We start from the raw sequence: 17,077 nt of genomic DNA, 5'->3' as shown, positions 1-17,077 counted from the left end.
GGCGGCGGCACCGAATTTTCCGGCACCCCGCCCCGACAAATTAATGCAAGCACGCTTGATTGTTTCTGCCCCCGCTGCCATGCTCCTGCCCATGTCCGATCCGACGCCCGTCTTCGACGACCTGCGTGAGGAAAGCCGGGAACTCGACCTGCTCGTGGCCGAGTTGACCGAGAAGGAGTGGGCACGCGCGACGCCCGCTCCCCGCTGGAGCATCGCTCACCAGATCGCCCATCTGCACTGGACCGACCGCGCCGCCCTGCTCGCGATGAGCGACGAGGCGGCCTTCCGGAAGTTCGCCGAGCAGGCGCTCACCTCACCCGACTCCTTCGTGGACGACGGTGCCGACGAAGGTGCCCGGCTCGGCCCCGCCGAACTGCTCACCCGCTGGCGGGACGGGCGGCAGTCGCTCGACCGCGCCCTGCGGGAGGCCGCCGCGCGGCACACACGGTTCCCGTGGTTCGGGCCACCCATGTCGGCCGCCGCCATGGCTACCGGCCGGCTCATGGAGACCTGGGCCCACGGCCAGGATGTGGCCGACGCCCTGGGTGTGGTGCGCGCACCTACCGACCGGCTCAGGCATGTGGTCCGCATCGGTGTGCGGGCCCGGAACTTCGCCTTCGGGGTACGGGGTCTGCCCGCGCCGGAGGAGGAGTTCCGCGTCGAGGTCCGGGCGCCCTCCGGCGAGCTGTGGACCTACGGCCCCGAGGACGCCGCGCAACGGGTCACCGGCCCCGCGGTCGATCTCTGCCTGCTCGTCACCCAGCGCGCCCACCGCACCGACCTCGCCCTGACCGCCGAGGGCCCGGACGCCGACCGCTGGCTGGACATCGCCCAGGCGTTCGCGGGCCCGCCCGGCACCGGGCGCGCACCCAAGGAAGACGCGACCGAGGAAGGCGTACCTGAGGAGCCCGTACGGTGACCCCGCTGCGCGTCGGCAACTTCTCCGGCTTCTACGGTGACCGCGCGAGCGCCCTGCGCGAGATGCTCACCGGCGGCGAGGTCGACGTACTCACCGGGGACTATCTCGCCGAGCTGACCATGCTCATCCTCGGCCGCGACCGGCTGAAGGACCCCGGTGCCGGATACGCCCGCACCTTCGCCCGCCAGCTGGAGGACTGCCTCGGGCTGGCGCACGAACGCGGGATACGGATCGTCACCAACGCGGGCGGGCTGAACCCGGCCGGACTCGCCGACAAAGTGAGGGAGTTGGCGGAGCGGCTCGGCATACCCGTACGGGTCGCGCACGTCGAGGGGGACGACCTCACCGCCGCGTATCCCGGCACCCTCGCCGCTCATGCCTACCTCGGCGGCTTCGGCATCGCGGAGTGTCTGCGGGCCGGGGCCGACGTGGTGATCACCGGGCGGGTGACCGACGCCGCCCTCGTCACCGGGCCCGCCGCCGCGCACTTCGGGTGGGGGCCGGGGGACCATGACCAGCTCGCCGGGGCCGTCGTCGCCGGGCATCTGCTGGAGTGCGGGACCCAGGTCACCGGCGGCAACTACGCCTTCTTCCAGGACGGCGACGTACGCCGTCCCGGGTTTCCGCTCGCCGAGATCCACGCCGACGGCAGCAGCGTCGTCACCAAGCACCCCGGCACCGGCGGCTTCGTCGACACCGGTACGGTCACCGCCCAGCTCCTCTACGAGACCGGGGGTGCCCGGTACGCGGGGCCCGATGTCACCGCCCGGCTGGACACCGTACGGCTGAGCCAGGACGGGCCGGACCGGGTGCGGGTCGAAGGGGTACGCGGTGAGGCGCCCCCGCCCACGCTCAAGGTCGGCCTCAACCGGCTCGGCGGCTTCCGCAACGAGGTCGCCTTCGTCCTCACCGGTCTCGACATCGAGGCCAAGGCGGGGCTGGTGCGTGAGCAGATGGACGCCGCGCTGGCCAAAGCGGCGCAGGAGGAGGTGCGTTGGGAGCTGGCTCGCACCGACCGGGTCGACGCCGATACCGAGGAGACGGCCAGTGCGGTGCTGCGGCTCGTCGTCCGGGACTCTGATCCCGACGTGGTCGGGCGGGGGCTGAGCGGGGCCGCGATCGAGCTGGCGCTCGCCAGTTACCCCGGCTTCCATGTGCTGGCGCCACCTGGGAAGGGCGCGCCTTATGGGGTGTTCGAGGATGTGGCCGTACCCCATGGTGCCGTCGACCATGTGGCCGTCCTCCATGATGGGCGCCGCATCGCTGTGGCCAGGCCCCAGGAGACACGCACGCTCCGCGAGCTGCCCGAGCCCGCGCTGCCCGAGCCACTCCATGTGGGCAGCACCCGCCGCGCTCCCCTCGGTTATGTCGCCGGAGCCCGTAGCGGGGACAAGGGCGGGAACGCCAACGTCGGCGTCTGGGCCCGCTCCGCCGACGCCTGGCGCTGGCTCGCGCACGAGCTGACCGTCGAACGGTTCCGGGAGCTGATCCCCGAGGCCCGCGATCTCCCGGTCATCCGCCACGTCCTGCCCGACCTCCGCGCCCTGAACTTCGTCATCACCGGCATCCTCGGCGCCGGCGTGGCCGCCCAGCACCGCTACGACCCCCAGGCCAAGGCCCTCGGCGAATGGCTCCGCTCACGGCACGTGGACATACCGGAGGAACTGCTGTGACGCCGCCCCCGACAGCGAGGCCCTCCGGAACCCCCATTTCCCACCCCGGAGGCACCCCATGACCCTCCTCCCCACCGCCCTGGACCCCACCGCCCCCGACCACCAGGCCAACCGCGACACCATGCTCGCCAAGCTGGCCGACCTGGAGACCGAGCACGCCAAGGCACTCGCAGGCGGCGGCGAGAAGTACGTGGCCCGGCACCGCAAGCGCGGCAAGCTCCTCGCCCGCGAGCGGATCGAGCTGCTGCTCGACCCCGACACCCCGTTCCTCGAACTGTCCCCCCTCGCCGCCTGGGGCAGCGAGTACACCGTCGGCGCCTCCCTGGTGACCGGTATCGGGGTCGTCGAGGGCACGGAGTGCCTGATCACCGCCAATGACGCGACCGTGCGCGGCGGCGCGAGCAACCCCTGGAGCCTCAAGAAGGCGCTGCGGGCCAACGAGATCGCCCGCGCCAACCGGCTCCCCGTCATCAGCCTGGTCGAGTCCGGCGGAGCCGACCTCCCCTCGCAGAAGGAGATCTTCATCCCCGGCGGGGCCATCTTCCGGGACCTCACCCGGCTGTCCGCCGCGGGCATCCCGACCGTGGCCGTCGTGTTCGGCAACTCCACGGCCGGCGGGGCCTACATCCCCGGCATGTCCGACCACGTGATCATGGTCAAGGAGCGCGCGAAGGTGTTCCTCGGCGGGCCGCCGCTGGTGAAGATGGCGACCGGTGAGGAGAGCGACGACGAGTCGCTGGGCGGGGCCGAGATGCACGCCCGTACCTCGGGTCTCGCCGACCACTTCGCGGTGGACGAGCGGGACGCGATCCGGCAGGCGCGCAGGGTGGTCGCGCGGCTCAACCACCGCAAGGCGTACGCCGATCCGGGCTTCGCCGAGCCGCCCAAGTACGACCCCGAGGAACTGCTCGGCATCGTCCCCGGCGACCTGCGCACCCCCTTCGACCCGCGCGAGGTGATCGCCCGCCTGGTCGACGCCTCCGACTTCGACGAGTTCAAGCCGCTGTACGGCACGAGCCTGGTCACCGGCTGGGCCGAGCTGCACGGCTACCCGGTCGGCATCCTGGCCAACGCGCGCGGGGTGCTGTTCAGCGAGGAGTCGCAGAAGGCGGCCCAGTTCATCCAGCTCGCCAACCAGCGCGACATCCCGCTGCTGTTCCTGCACAACACCACCGGCTACATGGTCGGCAAGGAGTACGAGCAGGGTGGCATCGTGAAGCACGGCTCGATGATGATCAACGCGGTCAGCAACTCGAAGGTGCCGCACCTCTCCGTCCTCATGGGCGCGTCCTACGGCGCCGGCCACTACGGCATGTGCGGCCGCGCCTACGACCCCCGCTTCCTCTTCGCCTGGCCCAGCGCCAAGTCGGCAGTCATGGGCCCGCAGCAGCTCGCGGGCGTGCTGTCGATCGTGGCCCGCCAGTCGGCGATGGCCAAGGGACAGCCGTACGACGACGAGGCGGACGCCGCCCTGCGTGCGATGGTCGAAGGGCAGATCGAGTCGGAGTCGCTGCCCATGTTCCTGTCCGGGCGGCTCTACGACGACGGCGTCATAGATCCCCGCGACACCCGAACCGTCCTCGGTATGTGCCTGTCCGCCATACACACCGCTCCTTACGAGGGCGCCCGTGGCGGCTTCGGCGTCTTCCGGATGTGAGGCCCATGATTTCCACCCTGCTCGTCGCCAACCGGGGCGAGATCGCCTGCCGTATCTTCCGCACCTGCGCCGACCTGGGCATCCGTACCGTCGCCATACACTCCGACGCGGATGAGGGTGCGCTGCACACACGTGTGGCCGACACAGCGGTACGGCTGCCCGGCGCGGCGCCCGCCGAGACGTATCTGCGCGGCGACCTCATCGTGAAGGCCGCCCTCGCGGCCGGTGCGGACGCCGTGCACCCCGGCTACGGCTTCCTCTCCGAGAACGCCGGCTTCGCCCGCGCCGTACGGGACGCCGGGCTGGTCTGGATCGGGCCGCCGCCCGAGGCGATCGAGGCGATGGCGTCCAAGACCCGCGCCAAGGAGCTGATGGGTCTCGCCCCGCTCGGCGCGGCCGACGTCACCCCGGCCGACCTGCCGGTACTGGTCAAGGCGGCGGCGGGCGGCGGCGGACGCGGCATGCGGGTCGTACGCGACCTCGCCGGGCTGCCCGCCGCGCTGGAGGACGCCCGCGCCGAGGCCGCGAGCGCCTTCGGGGACGGCGAGGTGTTCGTGGAGCCGTACCTCGAGAACGGCCGCCATATCGAGGTGCAGGTCCTCGCCGACACCCACGGCACGGTGTGGACGCTGGGAACCCGCGACTGCTCGCTCCAGCGCAGGCACCAGAAGGTCATCGAGGAGGCCCCGGCGCCCGGGCTGCCGCCCGCGCTCACCGAGCAGCTGTACGCGCTGGCCGAGCGGGCGACACGCGCCGTGTCCTACGAGGGCGCGGGCACCGTGGAATTCCTGGTGGCCGACGGCCGGGCCCACTTCCTGGAGATGAACACCCGGCTCCAGGTCGAACACCCCGTCACCGAGGCGGTGTTCGGCGTCGACCTGGTCGCCGAGCAGATCCGCGTCGCCGAAGGCCACGCCCTCCCGGCCGAGCGGCCGACCGCGCGTGGGCACGCCGTGGAGGCCCGGCTGTACGCGGAGGACCCGGCGCGCGGCTGGGCCCCGCAGACCGGCACCCTGCACCGCTTCACCGTGCCGGACGGCGTACGGCTGGACACCGGCTGCGCGGACGGCGACACCATCGGCGTGCACTACGACCCGATGCTCGCCAAGGTCATCGCGCACGCCCCCACCCGCACGGAAGCCGTCCGCAGGCTCGCCGGCGCCCTGGAGCGGACCGCGCTGCACGGCCCGGCCACCAACCGCGACCTGCTGGTCCGCTCGCTCAGGCACCCGGAGTTCACCGAAGCCCGCATGGACACCGGCTTCTACGACCGCCACCTCGCCACCCTCACCGAGCCCGCCCCCGACCCCTACGCCCCGCTCGCCGCCGCCCTCTCCGACGCCCACGGCCGCTCCCGCTTCGGCGGCTGGCGCAACGTGCCCTCGGGCCCGCAGGTGAAGCGGTACGAGATGGCGGGGGAGGAACACGAGGCCGCCTACCGGCACACCCGCACCGGGCTGGCGGCGGACGGGGTGCGCGTGGTGCACACCGGCCCGCACCTGGTCGTCCTCGAAGTGGACGGCGTACGACGGAAGTTCGACATCGCCCGCTACGGCGACCGCGTCCATGTGAACGCCACCGCCCTCACCGCCCTGCCCCGCTTCCCCGACCCCACCACCGAACACGCCCCCGGCTCCCTCCTTGCCCCCATGCCCGGCACGGTCGTCCGCGTCGCGGAGGGCCTGACCGAGGGCGCCGAGGTGAAGGCGGGCCAGCCCCTGATCTGGCTGGAGGCGATGAAGATGGAACACCGGATCACCGCCCCGGCGGACGGCACACTGACGGCTCTCCCGGCGACCCTGGGCCGCCAGGTGGAGATGGGCACCCTCTTGGCAGTCGTCGAGCCCAGCCAACCCTGAGGGGCGCGGGGCTGCATCGATATGCGGCTGACGCCGCGTGAGCGCGACCAACCACCGACAAGCCGCACCCGGAGGAGAAAAAGTGACCACCCTCATCGAATCCGAAGAGCACCAGGCCCTCCGCAAAGCAGTCTCCGCCCTCGGCAAGCGCTACGGCCGCGACTACATCACCCGAGTCGTATCCGAGGGCCGTTACCCCACGGAACTCTGGTCCGAAGCGGCAAAGTTGGGCTACCTGGGCGTCAACCTTCCCGAGGAGTACGGTGGCGGAGGCGGCGGCATAGCCGAACTCTCCATAGTCCTAGAAGAGTTGGGAGCATCCGGAGCCCCCCTCCTGATGCTCGTCGTGTCCCCGGCCATCTGTGGCACGGTGATCGCCCGCTTCGGCACGGAGGAGCAGAAGCGCGCCTGGCTCCCCGGCCTGGCCGACGGAACCCGGACGATGGCGTTCGGCATCACCGAGCCCGACGCCGGCTCCAACTCCCACCGCATCACCACCACCGCCCGCCGGGACGGCGACGACTGGCTGCTCACCGGCCGCAAGGTGTTCATCTCCGGGGTGGACCACGCCGACGCCGTCCTGATCGTCGGCCGCACCGAGGACGCCCGCACCGGCAAGCTCAAGCCCTGTCTGTTCATCGTCCCGCGCGACGCCGAGGGCTTCACCCGCAGCCCCATCGACATGGAGTTCAACGCCGCCGAGAAGCAGTTCGAGCTGGTCCTGGACGACGTACGGCTGCCCGCCGACGCCCTGGTGGGCGACGAGGACGCCGGGCTGCTCCAGCTCTTCGCCGGGCTGAACCCGGAGCGCATCATGACGGCCGCGTTCGCCATCGGTATGGGCCGCTACGCGCTGGCCAAGGCGCTCGAGTACGCCCGCGAGCGCACCGTGTGGAAGACCCCCATCGGCGCCCACCAGGCCATCGCACACCCCCTCGCGCAGGCCCACATCGACCTGGAACTGGCCAAGTTGATGATGCAGAAGGCGGCCGGCCTCTATGACGCCGGGGACGACATCGGCGCGGGCGAGGCGGCCAACATGGCCAAGTACGCGGCCGGTGAGGCGTGCGTACGGGCCGTCGACCAGGCCGTGCACACCCTCGGCGGCAATGGCCTGACCCGCGAGTTCGGCCTCGCCTCGCTGATCACCGCCGCGCGGGTGGCCCGGATCGCCCCGGTGAGCCGGGAGATGATCCTCAACTACGTCTCCCACCAGACCCTCGGCCTGCCCAAGTCGTACTAGACCGACCGACGTTCGGAGGAACCATGTTCCACAGCCCGTACGCCGAGGTCCCGCCCGTCGAACTGCCCATCCACGACGCCGTCCTGGGCGAAGCCGCAGCCCACGGAGACCGGCCCGCGCTGATCGACGGGGTGGACGGCACCACCATCACCTATGCCCAACTCGACGTGCTGCACCGGAGGCTGGCCGCGGCTCTCGTGGAGGCCGGGATGCGCAAGGGTGATGTACTCGCCCTGCACAGCCCCAACACCATCGCGTTCCCGCTCGCCTTCTACGCGGCCACCCGCGCGGGCGCGACCGTCACCACCGCGCACCCGCTGCACACCCCGGAAGAGCTGGCCAAGCAGCTCGCCGACAGCTCGGCCCGCTGGCTGATCACCGTCTCCCCGCTGCTGCCGACGGCCCGCAGAGCCGCCGAACTCGCGGGCGGGGTAAGGGAGATCTTCGTCTGCGACCAGGCGTCCGGCCACCGGTCACTGACCGAGCTGCTCGCCACCGGCGCACCCGAGCCGGACATCACGGTCGACCCCGCCGAGGACATCGCCGTGCTGCCGTACTCCTCCGGCACCACCGGTACCCCCAAGGGGGTGATGCTCACCCACCGGCAGATCGCCACCAACCTCGCCCAACTGGAGCCCGCCGTAAGCGTGGAGCCCGGCGAGCGCATCCTCGCGGTGCTGCCGTTCTTCCACATCTACGGCCTCACCGCACTGATGAACGCGCCCCTGCGCAAGGGCGCCACGGTGGTCGTGCTGCCCCGCTTCGAGCTGGACACCTTCCTCGCGGCGATCGAGACCCACCGCATCACCGGCCTCTACGTCGCCCCGCCGATCGTGCTCGCCCTCGCCAAGCACCCCTCGGTCGCCCGGTACGACCTCTCCTCGCTGAAGTACGTGATCAGCGCCGCCGCCCCGCTGGACGCGACCCTCGCCGCGGCCTGCGCCGACCGGCTCGGGCTGCCGCCGCTGGGTCAGGCGTACGGCATGACGGAGCTGTCGCCCGGCACCCACGTCGTCCCGCTCGCCCACCTGCGCGACGCGCCGCCCGGCACGGTCGGCAGGCTCATCGCCGGCACCGAGATGCGGATCGTCTCCCTGGACGACCCCGCCAAGGACCTCGGCACCGGCGAGCGCGGCGAGATCCTCATCCGGGGCCCGCAGATCATGAAGGGCTACCTCGGCCGCCCCGACGCCACCACCGCGATGATCGACACCGACGGCTGGCTGCACACCGGAGACGTCGGCCAAGTGGACGACGAAGGCTGGCTGTTCGTGGTGGACCGGGTGAAGGAACTCATCAAGTACAAGGGGTTCCAGGTGGCCCCCGCCGAACTGGAGGCCCTGCTGCTCACCCACCCCGGCATCGCGGACGCGGCCGTCATCGGCATCGTCAACGAGGACGGCAACGAGGCCCCGCACGCCTTCGTCGTCCGCCAGCGCACCGCGCCGGACCTGAGCGCCAACGACGTCATGCTGTACGTGGGCGAGCGCGTCGCGCCGTACAAACGGGTGCGCGGGGTCACCTTCACCGACGGCGTGCCCCGCGCCGCCTCCGGCAAGATCCTGCGCCGGGAGCTGCGCCCATGACCCTCGTCGGACGCACCCGCACCCGCGCCGTGGAGACCCTCAGCCTGGACTCCCCGGACACCCGCAACGCCCTCTCCGCGCCGCTGGTCGCCGAACTCGCGGAAGCCCTGGCGGAGTCCGCGAAGGAGCCTGGTGTCCGGGCGGTGGTGCTCACCCACACCGGCAACACCTTCTGCGCCGGGGCGGATCTGCGCGACCCGCCCCACCCGGATGCCCTGGTCGGCCTGCTGCGGCAGCTCGTGGAGCTGCCCAAGCCGGTGGTCGCCCGGATCACCGGGCACGTCCGCGCGGGCGGGCTCGGGCTGGTCGGCGCATGCGACATCGCCGCCTCCTCGGCCGAGGGCACGTTCGCGTTCACCGAGGTCCGCATCGGGGTCGCCCCGGCCGTGATCTCCCTGCCGCTGCTCCCGCGCACCGACCCGCGCAAGCTGGCCCGCTACTACCTCACCGGCGAACGCTTCGGCCCCGCCGAGGCGGTACGGCTCGGCCTGCTCACGCTCACCGGCGACGACGTGGACGACGCCCTCGCCCCCGTCCTGGACGGCCTGCGCCGCTCCTCGCCCGAGGCCCTCGCCGCGACGAAGGGCCTGCTCACGGCTAGGGTGCTGGAGACGTTCGACCGGGACGCGGGCCGGCTCACCGCGCTCTCGGCCCGGCTGTTCTCCGCCCCCGAGGCCAGGGAGGGGATGGCGGCCTTCCTGGAAAGACGGGATGCGGCATGGGTGGTGTGAGTACGGCGGAACGCGACCGCGTACCCAAGCAGGACCGCAGCCGGGCCACCCGGCTGCGGTTGCTGGAGGCCGCCGTGGCCTGCCTCGCCGAACACGGCTGGGCGGGCTCCACGGTCGCCGTCGTCGCCGAACGCGCGGGCGTCTCGCGGGGCGCGGCCCAGCACCATTTCCCCACCCGCGAGGACCTGTTCACCGCCGCCGTCGAGTACGTCGCCGAACGGCGCTCCAGCGCGCTGCGCGACCTGTTTCCCGACGGTCCCGGCGACCGCCCGGCCGTGGTCTCCGCCCTGGTCGGCCTGTACACCGGCCCGCTTTTCCGGGCCGCGCTCCAGCTGTGGGTGGCCGCCGCCAACGAGGAGCAGCTGCGCGGCCGGGTCACCGAGCTGGAGGCCCGCGTCGGCCGCGAGAGCCACCGGATCGCCGTGGAACTCCTCGGCGCCGACGAGTCCCGGCCCGGTGTGCGCGAGAGCGTGCAGGGGCTGCTCGACATGGCGCGCGGCCTCGGCCTCGCCACCCTGCTCACCGACGACACCGCCCGCCGCGAGCGGGTCGTGGCCCAGTGGGCGGCCCTGCTGGACGACGCCCTCGGCTGAGCCCCGGTGGCACCAGGAGTGACCCGCGTCACACGCGAAATCGAAGGCCCGCAGTACTCTGGGCCCATGCTTCCGATGCTCGTCCGACGCCGCCACGTGGACTACGTGCGCGTCACGAGCATGGGCTGTCGGCGCTCCGCCTGATCCAGCCCCCTCTTCTCGTCTTCCTTCTTCTCTTCGTCCGGCACCAGGGGGCCGCCACACCCCTCGCGGCTGCCCGTGCCCCGTACACCTCGCGGACGCACCATGACGACTCACGCGGCGAACCCGTCGTACGCCCAGCTTCCGATCATCGACCTCTCGGCCGCCGACCGCGGCCCGGAGGAGCGGGCCCTGTTCCACGCCCGGCTGCACAGTGCCGCCCATGACGTGGGCTTCTTCCAGCTCACCGGGCACGGTGTGACCCAGGCCGAGACCGACGCCCTGACCTCCGCGATGCGAGCCTTCTTCGCGCTGCCCGAGGCCGACCGGCTCGCCCTGGACAACGTCAACTCCCCCCACTTCAGGGGCTACACCCGCACCGGTGACGAGCGCACCGGCGGCGCCCGTGACTGGCGCGACCAGCTCGACATCGGCGCCGAGCGCCCGGCCCGCGTGCCCGGCCCCGGCGAGCCGCCGTACTGGTGGCTGCAGGGCCCCAACCAGTGGCCGGCCGCCCTGCCCGAGCTGCGCACCGCCGCGCTCGCCTGGGTCGAGCGGCTCAGCGCGGTCGCCCAGCGCCTGCTGCGCGAGCTGCTCACCGCCATCGGCGCCCCGGCCGGCTTCTACGACCCGGTCTTCGGCGCCCACGCCCATCCGCACCTCAAGCTGGTCCGCTACCCCGGCAGCGCGGGCGACGGCACCGACCAGGGGGTCGGCGCGCACAAGGACTACGGCTTCCTCACCCTGCTCCTCCAGGACACGGTCGGCGGCCTCCAGGTCCAGCGCGACGACGGCCGCTTCCACGAAGTCCCGCCCCTGGAGGGTGCGTTCGTGGTCAACCTGGGCGAACTCCTGGAGGTGGCCACGAACGGCTACCTGGTGGCGACGAACCACCGCGTGGTGAGCCCGCCCGCCGCCACCGAACGCTTCTCGGTGCCTTTCTTCTACAACCCCAGCCTGGACGCGAAAATAGCCCCAGTACCTTTCCCGTACGCGGAAAAGGCCCGAGGCGTGTCGACGGACCCGTCCAACCCGCTTTTCGCGGAATACGGCTACAACGAATTGAAGGGAAAACTCCGCGCGCACCCGCTGGTGGCGGAAAGACACCACGCGAATCTACTGACGCCCGCATAGGTGCTTTTAGGGGCGCGGGGCCGTGCCCGATATGCGGCTCCGCCGCGTGGGCGCGACCAGCCGCAACGGCGAGTCATCCGCTCTCCGCGCCCCAACCACCCTGCTCAGTGGGCGATATTCTCGAACCCAGAGATATCAGAAGGCTTCCGAGTCCCCGGCCCCACATATTCCGCAGAAGGCCGCACCAACCGCCCCGTCCGCTTCTGCTCAAGAATATGCGCCGACCACCCAGCGGTACGCGCACATGTGAACATGGAAGTGAACATGTGCGGGGGAACTTCGGCGAAGTCGAGCATAATAGCCGCCCAGAACTCCACGTTGGTGGCCAGCACACGGTCCGGCCGCCGATTGTGCAACTCCTCCAGCGCCGCCTTCTCCAGCGCCTCGGCGATCTCGAACCGCGGCGCCCCCAACTCCCGCGCCGTCCGCCGCAGCACCCGCGCCCGAGGGTCCTCGGCCCGGTACACCCGGTGCCCGAACCCCATGAGCCGCTCACCCCGGTCGAGTGCCTTCTTCACGTACCCGACGGCGTCCCCGGTCCGCTCGATCTCCTCGATCATCCCCAGCACACGCGAAGGGGCACCTCCGTGCAGCGGCCCGGACATCGCACCCACCGCCCCCGACAGCGCGGCGGCGACGTCCGCGCCGGTGGAGGCGATCACCCGCGCGGTGAAGGTGGAGGCGTTCATGCCGTGCTCGGCGGCGGAGGTCCAGTACGCGTCGACGGCGGCGACGTGCTTGGGGTCGGGCTCCCCGCGCCAGCGGATCATGAACCGCTCCACGACCGAGCGGGCCCTGTCGATCTCCCGCTGCGGCACCATCGGCAGCCCCTGGCCGCGCGCGGACTGGGCGACGTAGGAGAGGGCCGTGACGGCGGCGCGGGCGAGGTCGTCGCGGGCCTGCTCGGCGTCGATGTCCAGCAGCGGCCGCAGGCCCCACACCGGTGCCAGCATGGCGAGCGCGGACTGCACGTCCACCCGGATGTCACCGGAGTGCACGGGGATCGGGAACGGCTCGGCGGCCGGCAGGCCCGGCGCGAAGGCGCCGTCCACCAGCAGCCCCCATACGTTCCCGAAGGACACGTGCCCGACGAGGTCCTCGATGTCGACGCCCCGGTAGCGGAGCGACCCGCCCTCCTTGTCCGGTTCGGCGATCTCGGTCTCGAAAGCGACGACTCCCTCTAGTCCGGGAACGAACTCGGACATAAGGCGGCTCCTCAGTCTGGGTCGGTGGTGGTCATCACCGGTACTGCCCCACACGCACGGGGGTCACCCGTTACGGGAGGCGGGAACAGCACGATAGCCCTGAGTGCCACTCTTGGGGAGTCCCTGCGGCACTGAGTGCCACGTTCGTGCGATGCGGCAGGATGACCGGGTGACCGACCGCGATCTCACCCCGAAGCCCGATCCGGCCGTGGACCCCGCGTTCATGCGCAAGCAGTACCGGGCGCACGGGCTGGGCGAGGAGGAACTCGCCGCGCATCCGATGGACCAGTTCGCCCGCTGGTTCGCGGACGCCGCCCGCGCCGCCGTCCTGGGCACGCTCTACGAGCCCAACGCCATGGTCGTCTCCACCGTGGACCCCACCGGCCGCCCCAGCTCCCGCACGGTGCTGATGAAGGGCTACGACGGCGACGGCTTCGTCTTCTACACCAACTACGGCTCCCGCAAGGCCCGCGACCTCGCCGGGGACCCGTACATCTCGCTGCTCTTCCCCTGGCACCCCATCGCCCGCCAGGTGACCGTCGGCGGGGTCGCCCGGCGCACGAGCCGCGAGGAGACCGCCGCCTACTTCCGCAGCCGCCCGCACGGCTCCCGGCTCGGCGCCTGGGCCAGCGCCCAGTCCACGGTGATCGGCTCCCGCACCGAACTGGACGACGCCTACGCCGAACTCGCCGCCCGCTACCCCGAGGGCGAGGAGGTGCCGGTGCCGGAGAACTGGGGCGGATTCCGGGTCGCGCCGGAGACGGTGGAGTTCTGGCAGGGCCGGGAGAACCGGCTGCACGACCGGCTTCGGTACACCGCCACACCGGACGGCTCCTGGACGACGGAACGGCTCAGCCCTTAAGCGCGCACGAGCCCGCAAACACGGAACGACCCGCGAGTTCTGGTTCCTCCGCCGTGCGGCGGGGAGCCGGCCGGACGTACCGGCGAACTCGCGGGTCGGGTGACTGCTGGGATTGGGCCGGCCGCACGCCTGAATCACGCGCTGGTCCGGCACCGCACTCGGTGTGGTGACGGGCCGCTAGCCCGCAGCCACCTCACGCGTCCGGTTTCCATACATCTGCCGAACCACCTCCCTTCCGTGTGCCGCCAGCCTAAAAAACGGGGCACGCGCGGTTCAAGTGATTTTCACCGCCGCAATCTGGCGGAACCGCGTGTGGGCTGGGTCACGGTCGAGTTGAATGACCATTGACGCCGTCAGCCGGACGGATCGTTCAAGGGGGACCAGGGTGAGTGCTTCCCGGCGCAGTGGGACCACCGACGAGCTGGGACCGGAGGAACCGGGCGGCGCCGACCTGCTCGCCGCCCTGCTGGACGGCATGGACGCCGCCCTGTGCGCCTTCGACGCCGACGGCACCGTCACCCACTGGAACCGCGAGGCGACACGCATCCTGGGCTGGAGCGCCGCCGAGGCGGTCGGCCGCCCCGGCTTCGCCGGCTGGGCGGTGCGCAGCGCCGACGCCGAGGAGGTGCGGGAGCGGCTGCGGTCCGCGATGCGCGCAGCCGGCCGCCAGGTCCACGAGTTCGCCCTCGTCACCAAGGACGGCCGCCGGGTCCTCGTCCGCACCCAGTCGGCCGCCGTGCGGGGGCCGGACGGCCGCCCGGCGGGCCTGTACTGCGCCTTCAGCGAGGTGCACACCCAGATCGACCTGGAGCGGTCCATCGCGCTGAGCGAGGCCCTGTTCGAGGACGCGTCCTGGGGCGTCGTCCTCATCGACGCCGACCTGCGCCCGGCCGTCGTCAACGCGCACGCCGCCCGCGCCCTGGGAGTCGGCCGCACCGGCGCGCTCGGGCGGCCGCTCGGCGAAGTCCTCGCGCAGGGCGTGGAGGAGCTGGAGAGCGCGCTCACCCATGTGCTGGCCGAGGGCGCCCCGCCCGGCCCGGTCGAGCTGTGGCTGACCGTGCGTACGGCCGAGGGGGAGCGGCGGCGCTGCTGGCGCAGCGGGTTCGTGCGGCTCGCCTCACCGCTGGGCCAGGAACCGGTGCCGCTCGGGGTCGGCTGGCTCTTCCAGGACGTCACCGAGGCCCGGCAGGGCGAGCGGGATGCGTCCCTGCTGCGGTTCCGCGCCAACCAGCTGCACCGCGCGGCCCGCGCCGCCGCCGAGTGCGAGGACCCCGCCGAAGCGGCCGTCGTCCACCTGGAGTTCGCCCTCGCCGGTTTCGCCGACCACGCCCTGCTGGACCGGCTGACCGACACGCGCGGGGAGACGGTCCGGCTGGAGCGCCTCGCCGCCACGCCCGCCGGGACACCGGGCGCCGACGCCCTCACCGGCCTGCCCGTCCGCTACGCCCCGGACCACCCGGCACCCCGGTGCACCGAGCGCGGCGGCACCGTACGCGCCGATGTGGGGGGTGTGCCGGCCGGGCGGGCGCGTGAGTGGGCCCGCACCCGGCACTGGCCCGCCGACACCGCGCACGCGCTGTGCACCCCGCTGCGCAGCCGGGGCCGGACCCTGGGCGTGCTGACCTTCCTGCGCGGCCCGTCCCGCGACGGCTTCGACCGCTCGGACACGACCTACGGGGAAGAGGTGGCGGCCCGCATCGCCGCCGCGCTCGACCTGGCCGACGCGGCACGGGGGACCAAGCAGGTCTGAACCGCCGACGGCGGCTGATGGACGGCGTTCTCAGTGGTGGTAGAAGATCCGGTCGCCGTACTTCTCCATGATCCGGGCGTTCCACTCGTGCCCGCCGTCCACGTTCCCCGACCGCAGCAGCGGGGGCTCGACTCCCCGGTCGGCCAGGGTGGCGGCGGCTGTCGCCAGCACGGACTGCATCAGGGCCGAGGTGACCACCGTGGAGGCGGGCGCGAAGGGCGCCGGGACGGTGTCGAGGGTCAGCTCCGCGTCGCCGACCGCGATCTTGGAGTCCAGTACGACGTCGCAGTGGTCCTTCAGGAACGTGCCCGAGGAGTGCCGGGAGGCGGTTTCGGTGGCGTAGGCGACCGAGGTGACGCCGATGACCTTGATGCCGAGGGCGCGCGCGTGCAGCGCCATCTCCACCGGCAGGGCGTTGCGGCCGGACAGGGAGATGATCACCAGGGCGTCGCCGTCGCGCAGCGGCGAGCTGTCCAGCACCGCGGAGGCGAGGCCGTCGACGCGCTCCAGGGCGGAGCCGAGGACGGCCGGGGTGACGTCGACGCCGACCACGCCGGGGACGGCGAGCAGGTTCATCAGGGCGAGGCCGCCCGCGCGGTAGACGACGTCCTGGGCGGCGAGCGAGGAGTGGCCGGCGCCGAAGGCGAAGAGCCGTCCGCCCGACTCGACCGTGTCCGCGAGCAGGGTTCCGGCGGCGGCGACGGCCCCGCTCTCCTCCTCGCGCACCCGCCGCAGCAGGCCGATCGCGGCGTCGAGGAACAGGTCGGCCGGCGTGCCGTCACTCATGCGGTGCCCCTTCGCGCCTCGGTGTCGCGGATCACCGTGCGGTCTGGACCAGTGCGGTGTCAATACGGCCCGCGGTTCCCGGCCGAAGGCGGCTGGTTCCCGCTGTTTCTCCGGCGCGGCACGATTGTCGGTGGCATCCGGCAGAATTGAGTCCTGGGCCAGCGCACGCGCCGAGAGCGGTGAGCTTTCGGCAGAGGTAATCGAGGGGCACGTATGTCCGGACTGATCGACACCACGGAGATGTATCTCCGCACCATCCTCGAACTGGAAGAGGAAGGCGTCGTCCCCATGCGCGCCCGCATCGCGGAACGGCTCGACCAGAGCGGGCCGACCGTCAGCCAGACGGTGGCGCGCATGGAGCGGGACGGACTGGTGTCCGTGGCCAGTGACCGTCACCTGGAGCTGACCGAGGAGGGCCGCAGGCTGGCCACGCGCGTGATGCGCAAGCACCGGCTCGCCGAGTGTCTGCTCGTGGACGTGATCGGGCTGGAGTGGGAGCAGGTGCACGCGGAGGCGTGCCGCTGGGAGCACGTCATGAGCGAGGCGGTGGAGCGCCGCGTGCTGGAACTGCTGCGCCACCCCACCGAGTCGCCGTACGGCAACCCGATTCCGGGTCTTGAGGAGCTGGGCGAGAAGGACGGCGCCGATCCGTTCCTCGACGAGGGCATGGTCTCGCTCGCCGAGCTCGACCCCGGCTCGGACGGCAAGACGGTCGTGGTGCGCCGGATCGGGGAGCCGATCCAGACGGACGCCCAGCTGATGTACACGCTGCGGCGGGCGGGCGTGCAGCCCGGCTCGGTGGTGAGCGTGACCGAGTCGGCGGGGGGCGTGCTGGTGGGCAGCGGCGGCGAGGCGGCCGAGCTTGCCTCCGATGTCGCGTCCCACGTGTTCGTCGCCAAGCGCTGAACGGAGAAGGCCCCGGCGCCGCCGCGGCGCCG

The 17,077-nt window shown here is 72.2% G+C and carries 14 protein-coding genes; 12 read left to right on the top strand and 2 right to left on the bottom strand.

Going from position 1 to position 17,077, the window contains the following annotated elements:
* The first annotated feature begins 91 nt into the window (after positions 1-91).
* The 9 genes from ACIGA3_RS21615 (at position 92) to ACIGA3_RS21575 (ending at position 11,536) form a co-directional block, all read left to right on the top strand.
* Positions 92-919: a TIGR03084 family metal-binding protein gene (locus tag ACIGA3_RS21615; protein ID WP_399718017.1), complete on the top strand. Its 828-nt coding sequence runs from the start codon at positions 92-94 to the stop codon at positions 917-919.
* Entirely contained in the window at positions 916-2,592 is a 1,677-nt protein-coding gene (locus tag ACIGA3_RS21610; protein WP_399718015.1) for an acyclic terpene utilization AtuA family protein, read from the top strand. The genes ACIGA3_RS21615 and ACIGA3_RS21610 overlap by 4 nt, the downstream gene beginning before the upstream one ends.
* A 58-nt stretch (positions 2,593-2,650) precedes the next feature.
* Positions 2,651-4,249, top strand: coding sequence for an acyl-CoA carboxylase subunit beta (locus tag ACIGA3_RS21605; protein WP_399718013.1), 1,599 nt, complete (start codon positions 2,651-2,653; stop codon positions 4,247-4,249).
* Positions 4,250-4,254: 5 nt separating this feature from the next.
* Positions 4,255-6,108 (top strand): biotin carboxylase N-terminal domain-containing protein, encoded by a 1,854-nt coding sequence (locus tag ACIGA3_RS21600; RefSeq protein WP_399718010.1) that lies wholly within the window; start codon positions 4,255-4,257, stop codon positions 6,106-6,108.
* Positions 6,109-6,190: 82 nt separating this feature from the next.
* On the top strand, positions 6,191-7,351 hold the full coding sequence (locus tag ACIGA3_RS21595; protein ID WP_399718007.1) for an acyl-CoA dehydrogenase family protein: 1,161 nt from the start codon (positions 6,191-6,193) through the stop codon (positions 7,349-7,351).
* 23 nt (positions 7,352-7,374) lie between these two features.
* Positions 7,375-8,937, top strand: coding sequence for a 4-coumarate--CoA ligase family protein (locus tag ACIGA3_RS21590; protein WP_399718004.1), 1,563 nt, complete (start codon positions 7,375-7,377; stop codon positions 8,935-8,937).
* Positions 8,934-9,668 carry an enoyl-CoA hydratase family protein gene (locus tag ACIGA3_RS21585; protein WP_399718003.1) on the top strand — a complete coding sequence of 245 codons (735 nt, stop codon included), beginning with the start codon at positions 8,934-8,936 and terminating at the stop codon, positions 9,666-9,668. The genes ACIGA3_RS21590 and ACIGA3_RS21585 overlap by 4 nt, the downstream gene beginning before the upstream one ends.
* Positions 9,656-10,261 carry a TetR/AcrR family transcriptional regulator gene (locus ACIGA3_RS21580; protein WP_399718000.1) on the top strand — a complete coding sequence of 202 codons (606 nt, stop codon included), beginning with the start codon at positions 9,656-9,658 and terminating at the stop codon, positions 10,259-10,261. The genes ACIGA3_RS21585 and ACIGA3_RS21580 overlap by 13 nt, the downstream gene beginning before the upstream one ends.
* Before the next feature lie 246 nt (positions 10,262-10,507).
* Entirely contained in the window at positions 10,508-11,536 is a 1,029-nt protein-coding gene (locus ACIGA3_RS21575) for an isopenicillin N synthase family dioxygenase (RefSeq protein ID WP_399717999.1), read from the top strand.
* A 104-nt stretch (positions 11,537-11,640) separates the two neighbouring features.
* Here the strand turns inward: ACIGA3_RS21575 and ACIGA3_RS21570 are convergent, their stop codons facing one another.
* A complete protein-coding gene (locus tag ACIGA3_RS21570; protein WP_399717997.1) occupies positions 11,641-12,741 on the bottom strand; it encodes a citrate synthase 2 in 1,101 nt (366 codons plus the stop codon).
* A 151-nt stretch (positions 12,742-12,892) separates the two neighbouring features.
* Here ACIGA3_RS21570 and pdxH point away from each other — a divergent pair, with 151 nt between their 5' ends.
* The gene (gene pdxH, locus ACIGA3_RS21565) at positions 12,893-13,603 is read left to right on the top strand and encodes a pyridoxamine 5'-phosphate oxidase (RefSeq protein ID WP_399717995.1); all 711 of its coding nucleotides are present in this window, start codon (positions 12,893-12,895) and stop codon (positions 13,601-13,603) included.
* Positions 13,604-13,988: 385 nt separating this feature from the next.
* Entirely contained in the window at positions 13,989-15,353 is a 1,365-nt protein-coding gene (locus ACIGA3_RS21560; protein ID WP_399717992.1) for a PAS domain-containing protein, read from the top strand.
* A 30-nt stretch (positions 15,354-15,383) separates the two neighbouring features.
* Here ACIGA3_RS21560 and ACIGA3_RS21555 read toward each other — a convergent pair whose 3' ends face one another.
* Positions 15,384-16,139, bottom strand: a complete 756-nt coding sequence (locus ACIGA3_RS21555) for an SIS domain-containing protein (RefSeq protein WP_399717989.1) — start codon at positions 16,137-16,139, stop codon at positions 15,384-15,386.
* Between the two features lie 213 nt (positions 16,140-16,352).
* Here ACIGA3_RS21555 and ACIGA3_RS21550 point away from each other — a divergent pair, with 213 nt between their 5' ends.
* Complete coding sequence (locus tag ACIGA3_RS21550; protein ID WP_389005034.1) at positions 16,353-17,045, top strand: metal-dependent transcriptional regulator; 693 nt, start codon at positions 16,353-16,355, stop codon at positions 17,043-17,045.
* Positions 17,046-17,077: the final 32 nt, after the last annotated feature.

It is taken from the genome of Streptomyces sp. NPDC085596 (assembly GCF_044541565.1).
Taxonomy (GTDB): Bacteria; Actinomycetota; Actinomycetes; order Streptomycetales; family Streptomycetaceae; genus Streptomyces.
This window is presented reverse-complemented; position numbering and strand designations above follow the sequence as displayed.

Coding starts and splice junctions, on each gene's coding strand:
- ACIGA3_RS21600 (WP_399718010.1), top strand. CDS start 4,255: ATGATTTCCACCCTGCTCGTCGCCAACCGGGGCGAGATCGCCTGCCGT.
- ACIGA3_RS21550 (WP_389005034.1), top strand. CDS start 16,353: ATGTCCGGACTGATCGACACCACGGAGATGTATCTCCGCACCATCCTC.
- ACIGA3_RS21590 (WP_399718004.1), top strand. CDS start 7,375: ATGTTCCACAGCCCGTACGCCGAGGTCCCGCCCGTCGAACTGCCCATC.
- ACIGA3_RS21570 (WP_399717997.1), bottom strand. CDS start 12,741: ATGTCCGAGTTCGTTCCCGGACTAGAGGGAGTCGTCGCTTTCGAGACC.
- ACIGA3_RS21580 (WP_399718000.1), top strand. CDS start 9,656: ATGGGTGGTGTGAGTACGGCGGAACGCGACCGCGTACCCAAGCAGGAC.
- ACIGA3_RS21555 (WP_399717989.1), bottom strand. CDS start 16,139: ATGAGTGACGGCACGCCGGCCGACCTGTTCCTCGACGCCGCGATCGGC.
- pdxH (WP_399717995.1), top strand. CDS start 12,893: ATGCGGCAGGATGACCGGGTGACCGACCGCGATCTCACCCCGAAGCCC.
- ACIGA3_RS21615 (WP_399718017.1), top strand. CDS start 92: ATGTCCGATCCGACGCCCGTCTTCGACGACCTGCGTGAGGAAAGCCGG.
- ACIGA3_RS21575 (WP_399717999.1), top strand. CDS start 10,508: ATGACGACTCACGCGGCGAACCCGTCGTACGCCCAGCTTCCGATCATC.
- ACIGA3_RS21585 (WP_399718003.1), top strand. CDS start 8,934: ATGACCCTCGTCGGACGCACCCGCACCCGCGCCGTGGAGACCCTCAGC.
- ACIGA3_RS21605 (WP_399718013.1), top strand. CDS start 2,651: ATGACCCTCCTCCCCACCGCCCTGGACCCCACCGCCCCCGACCACCAG.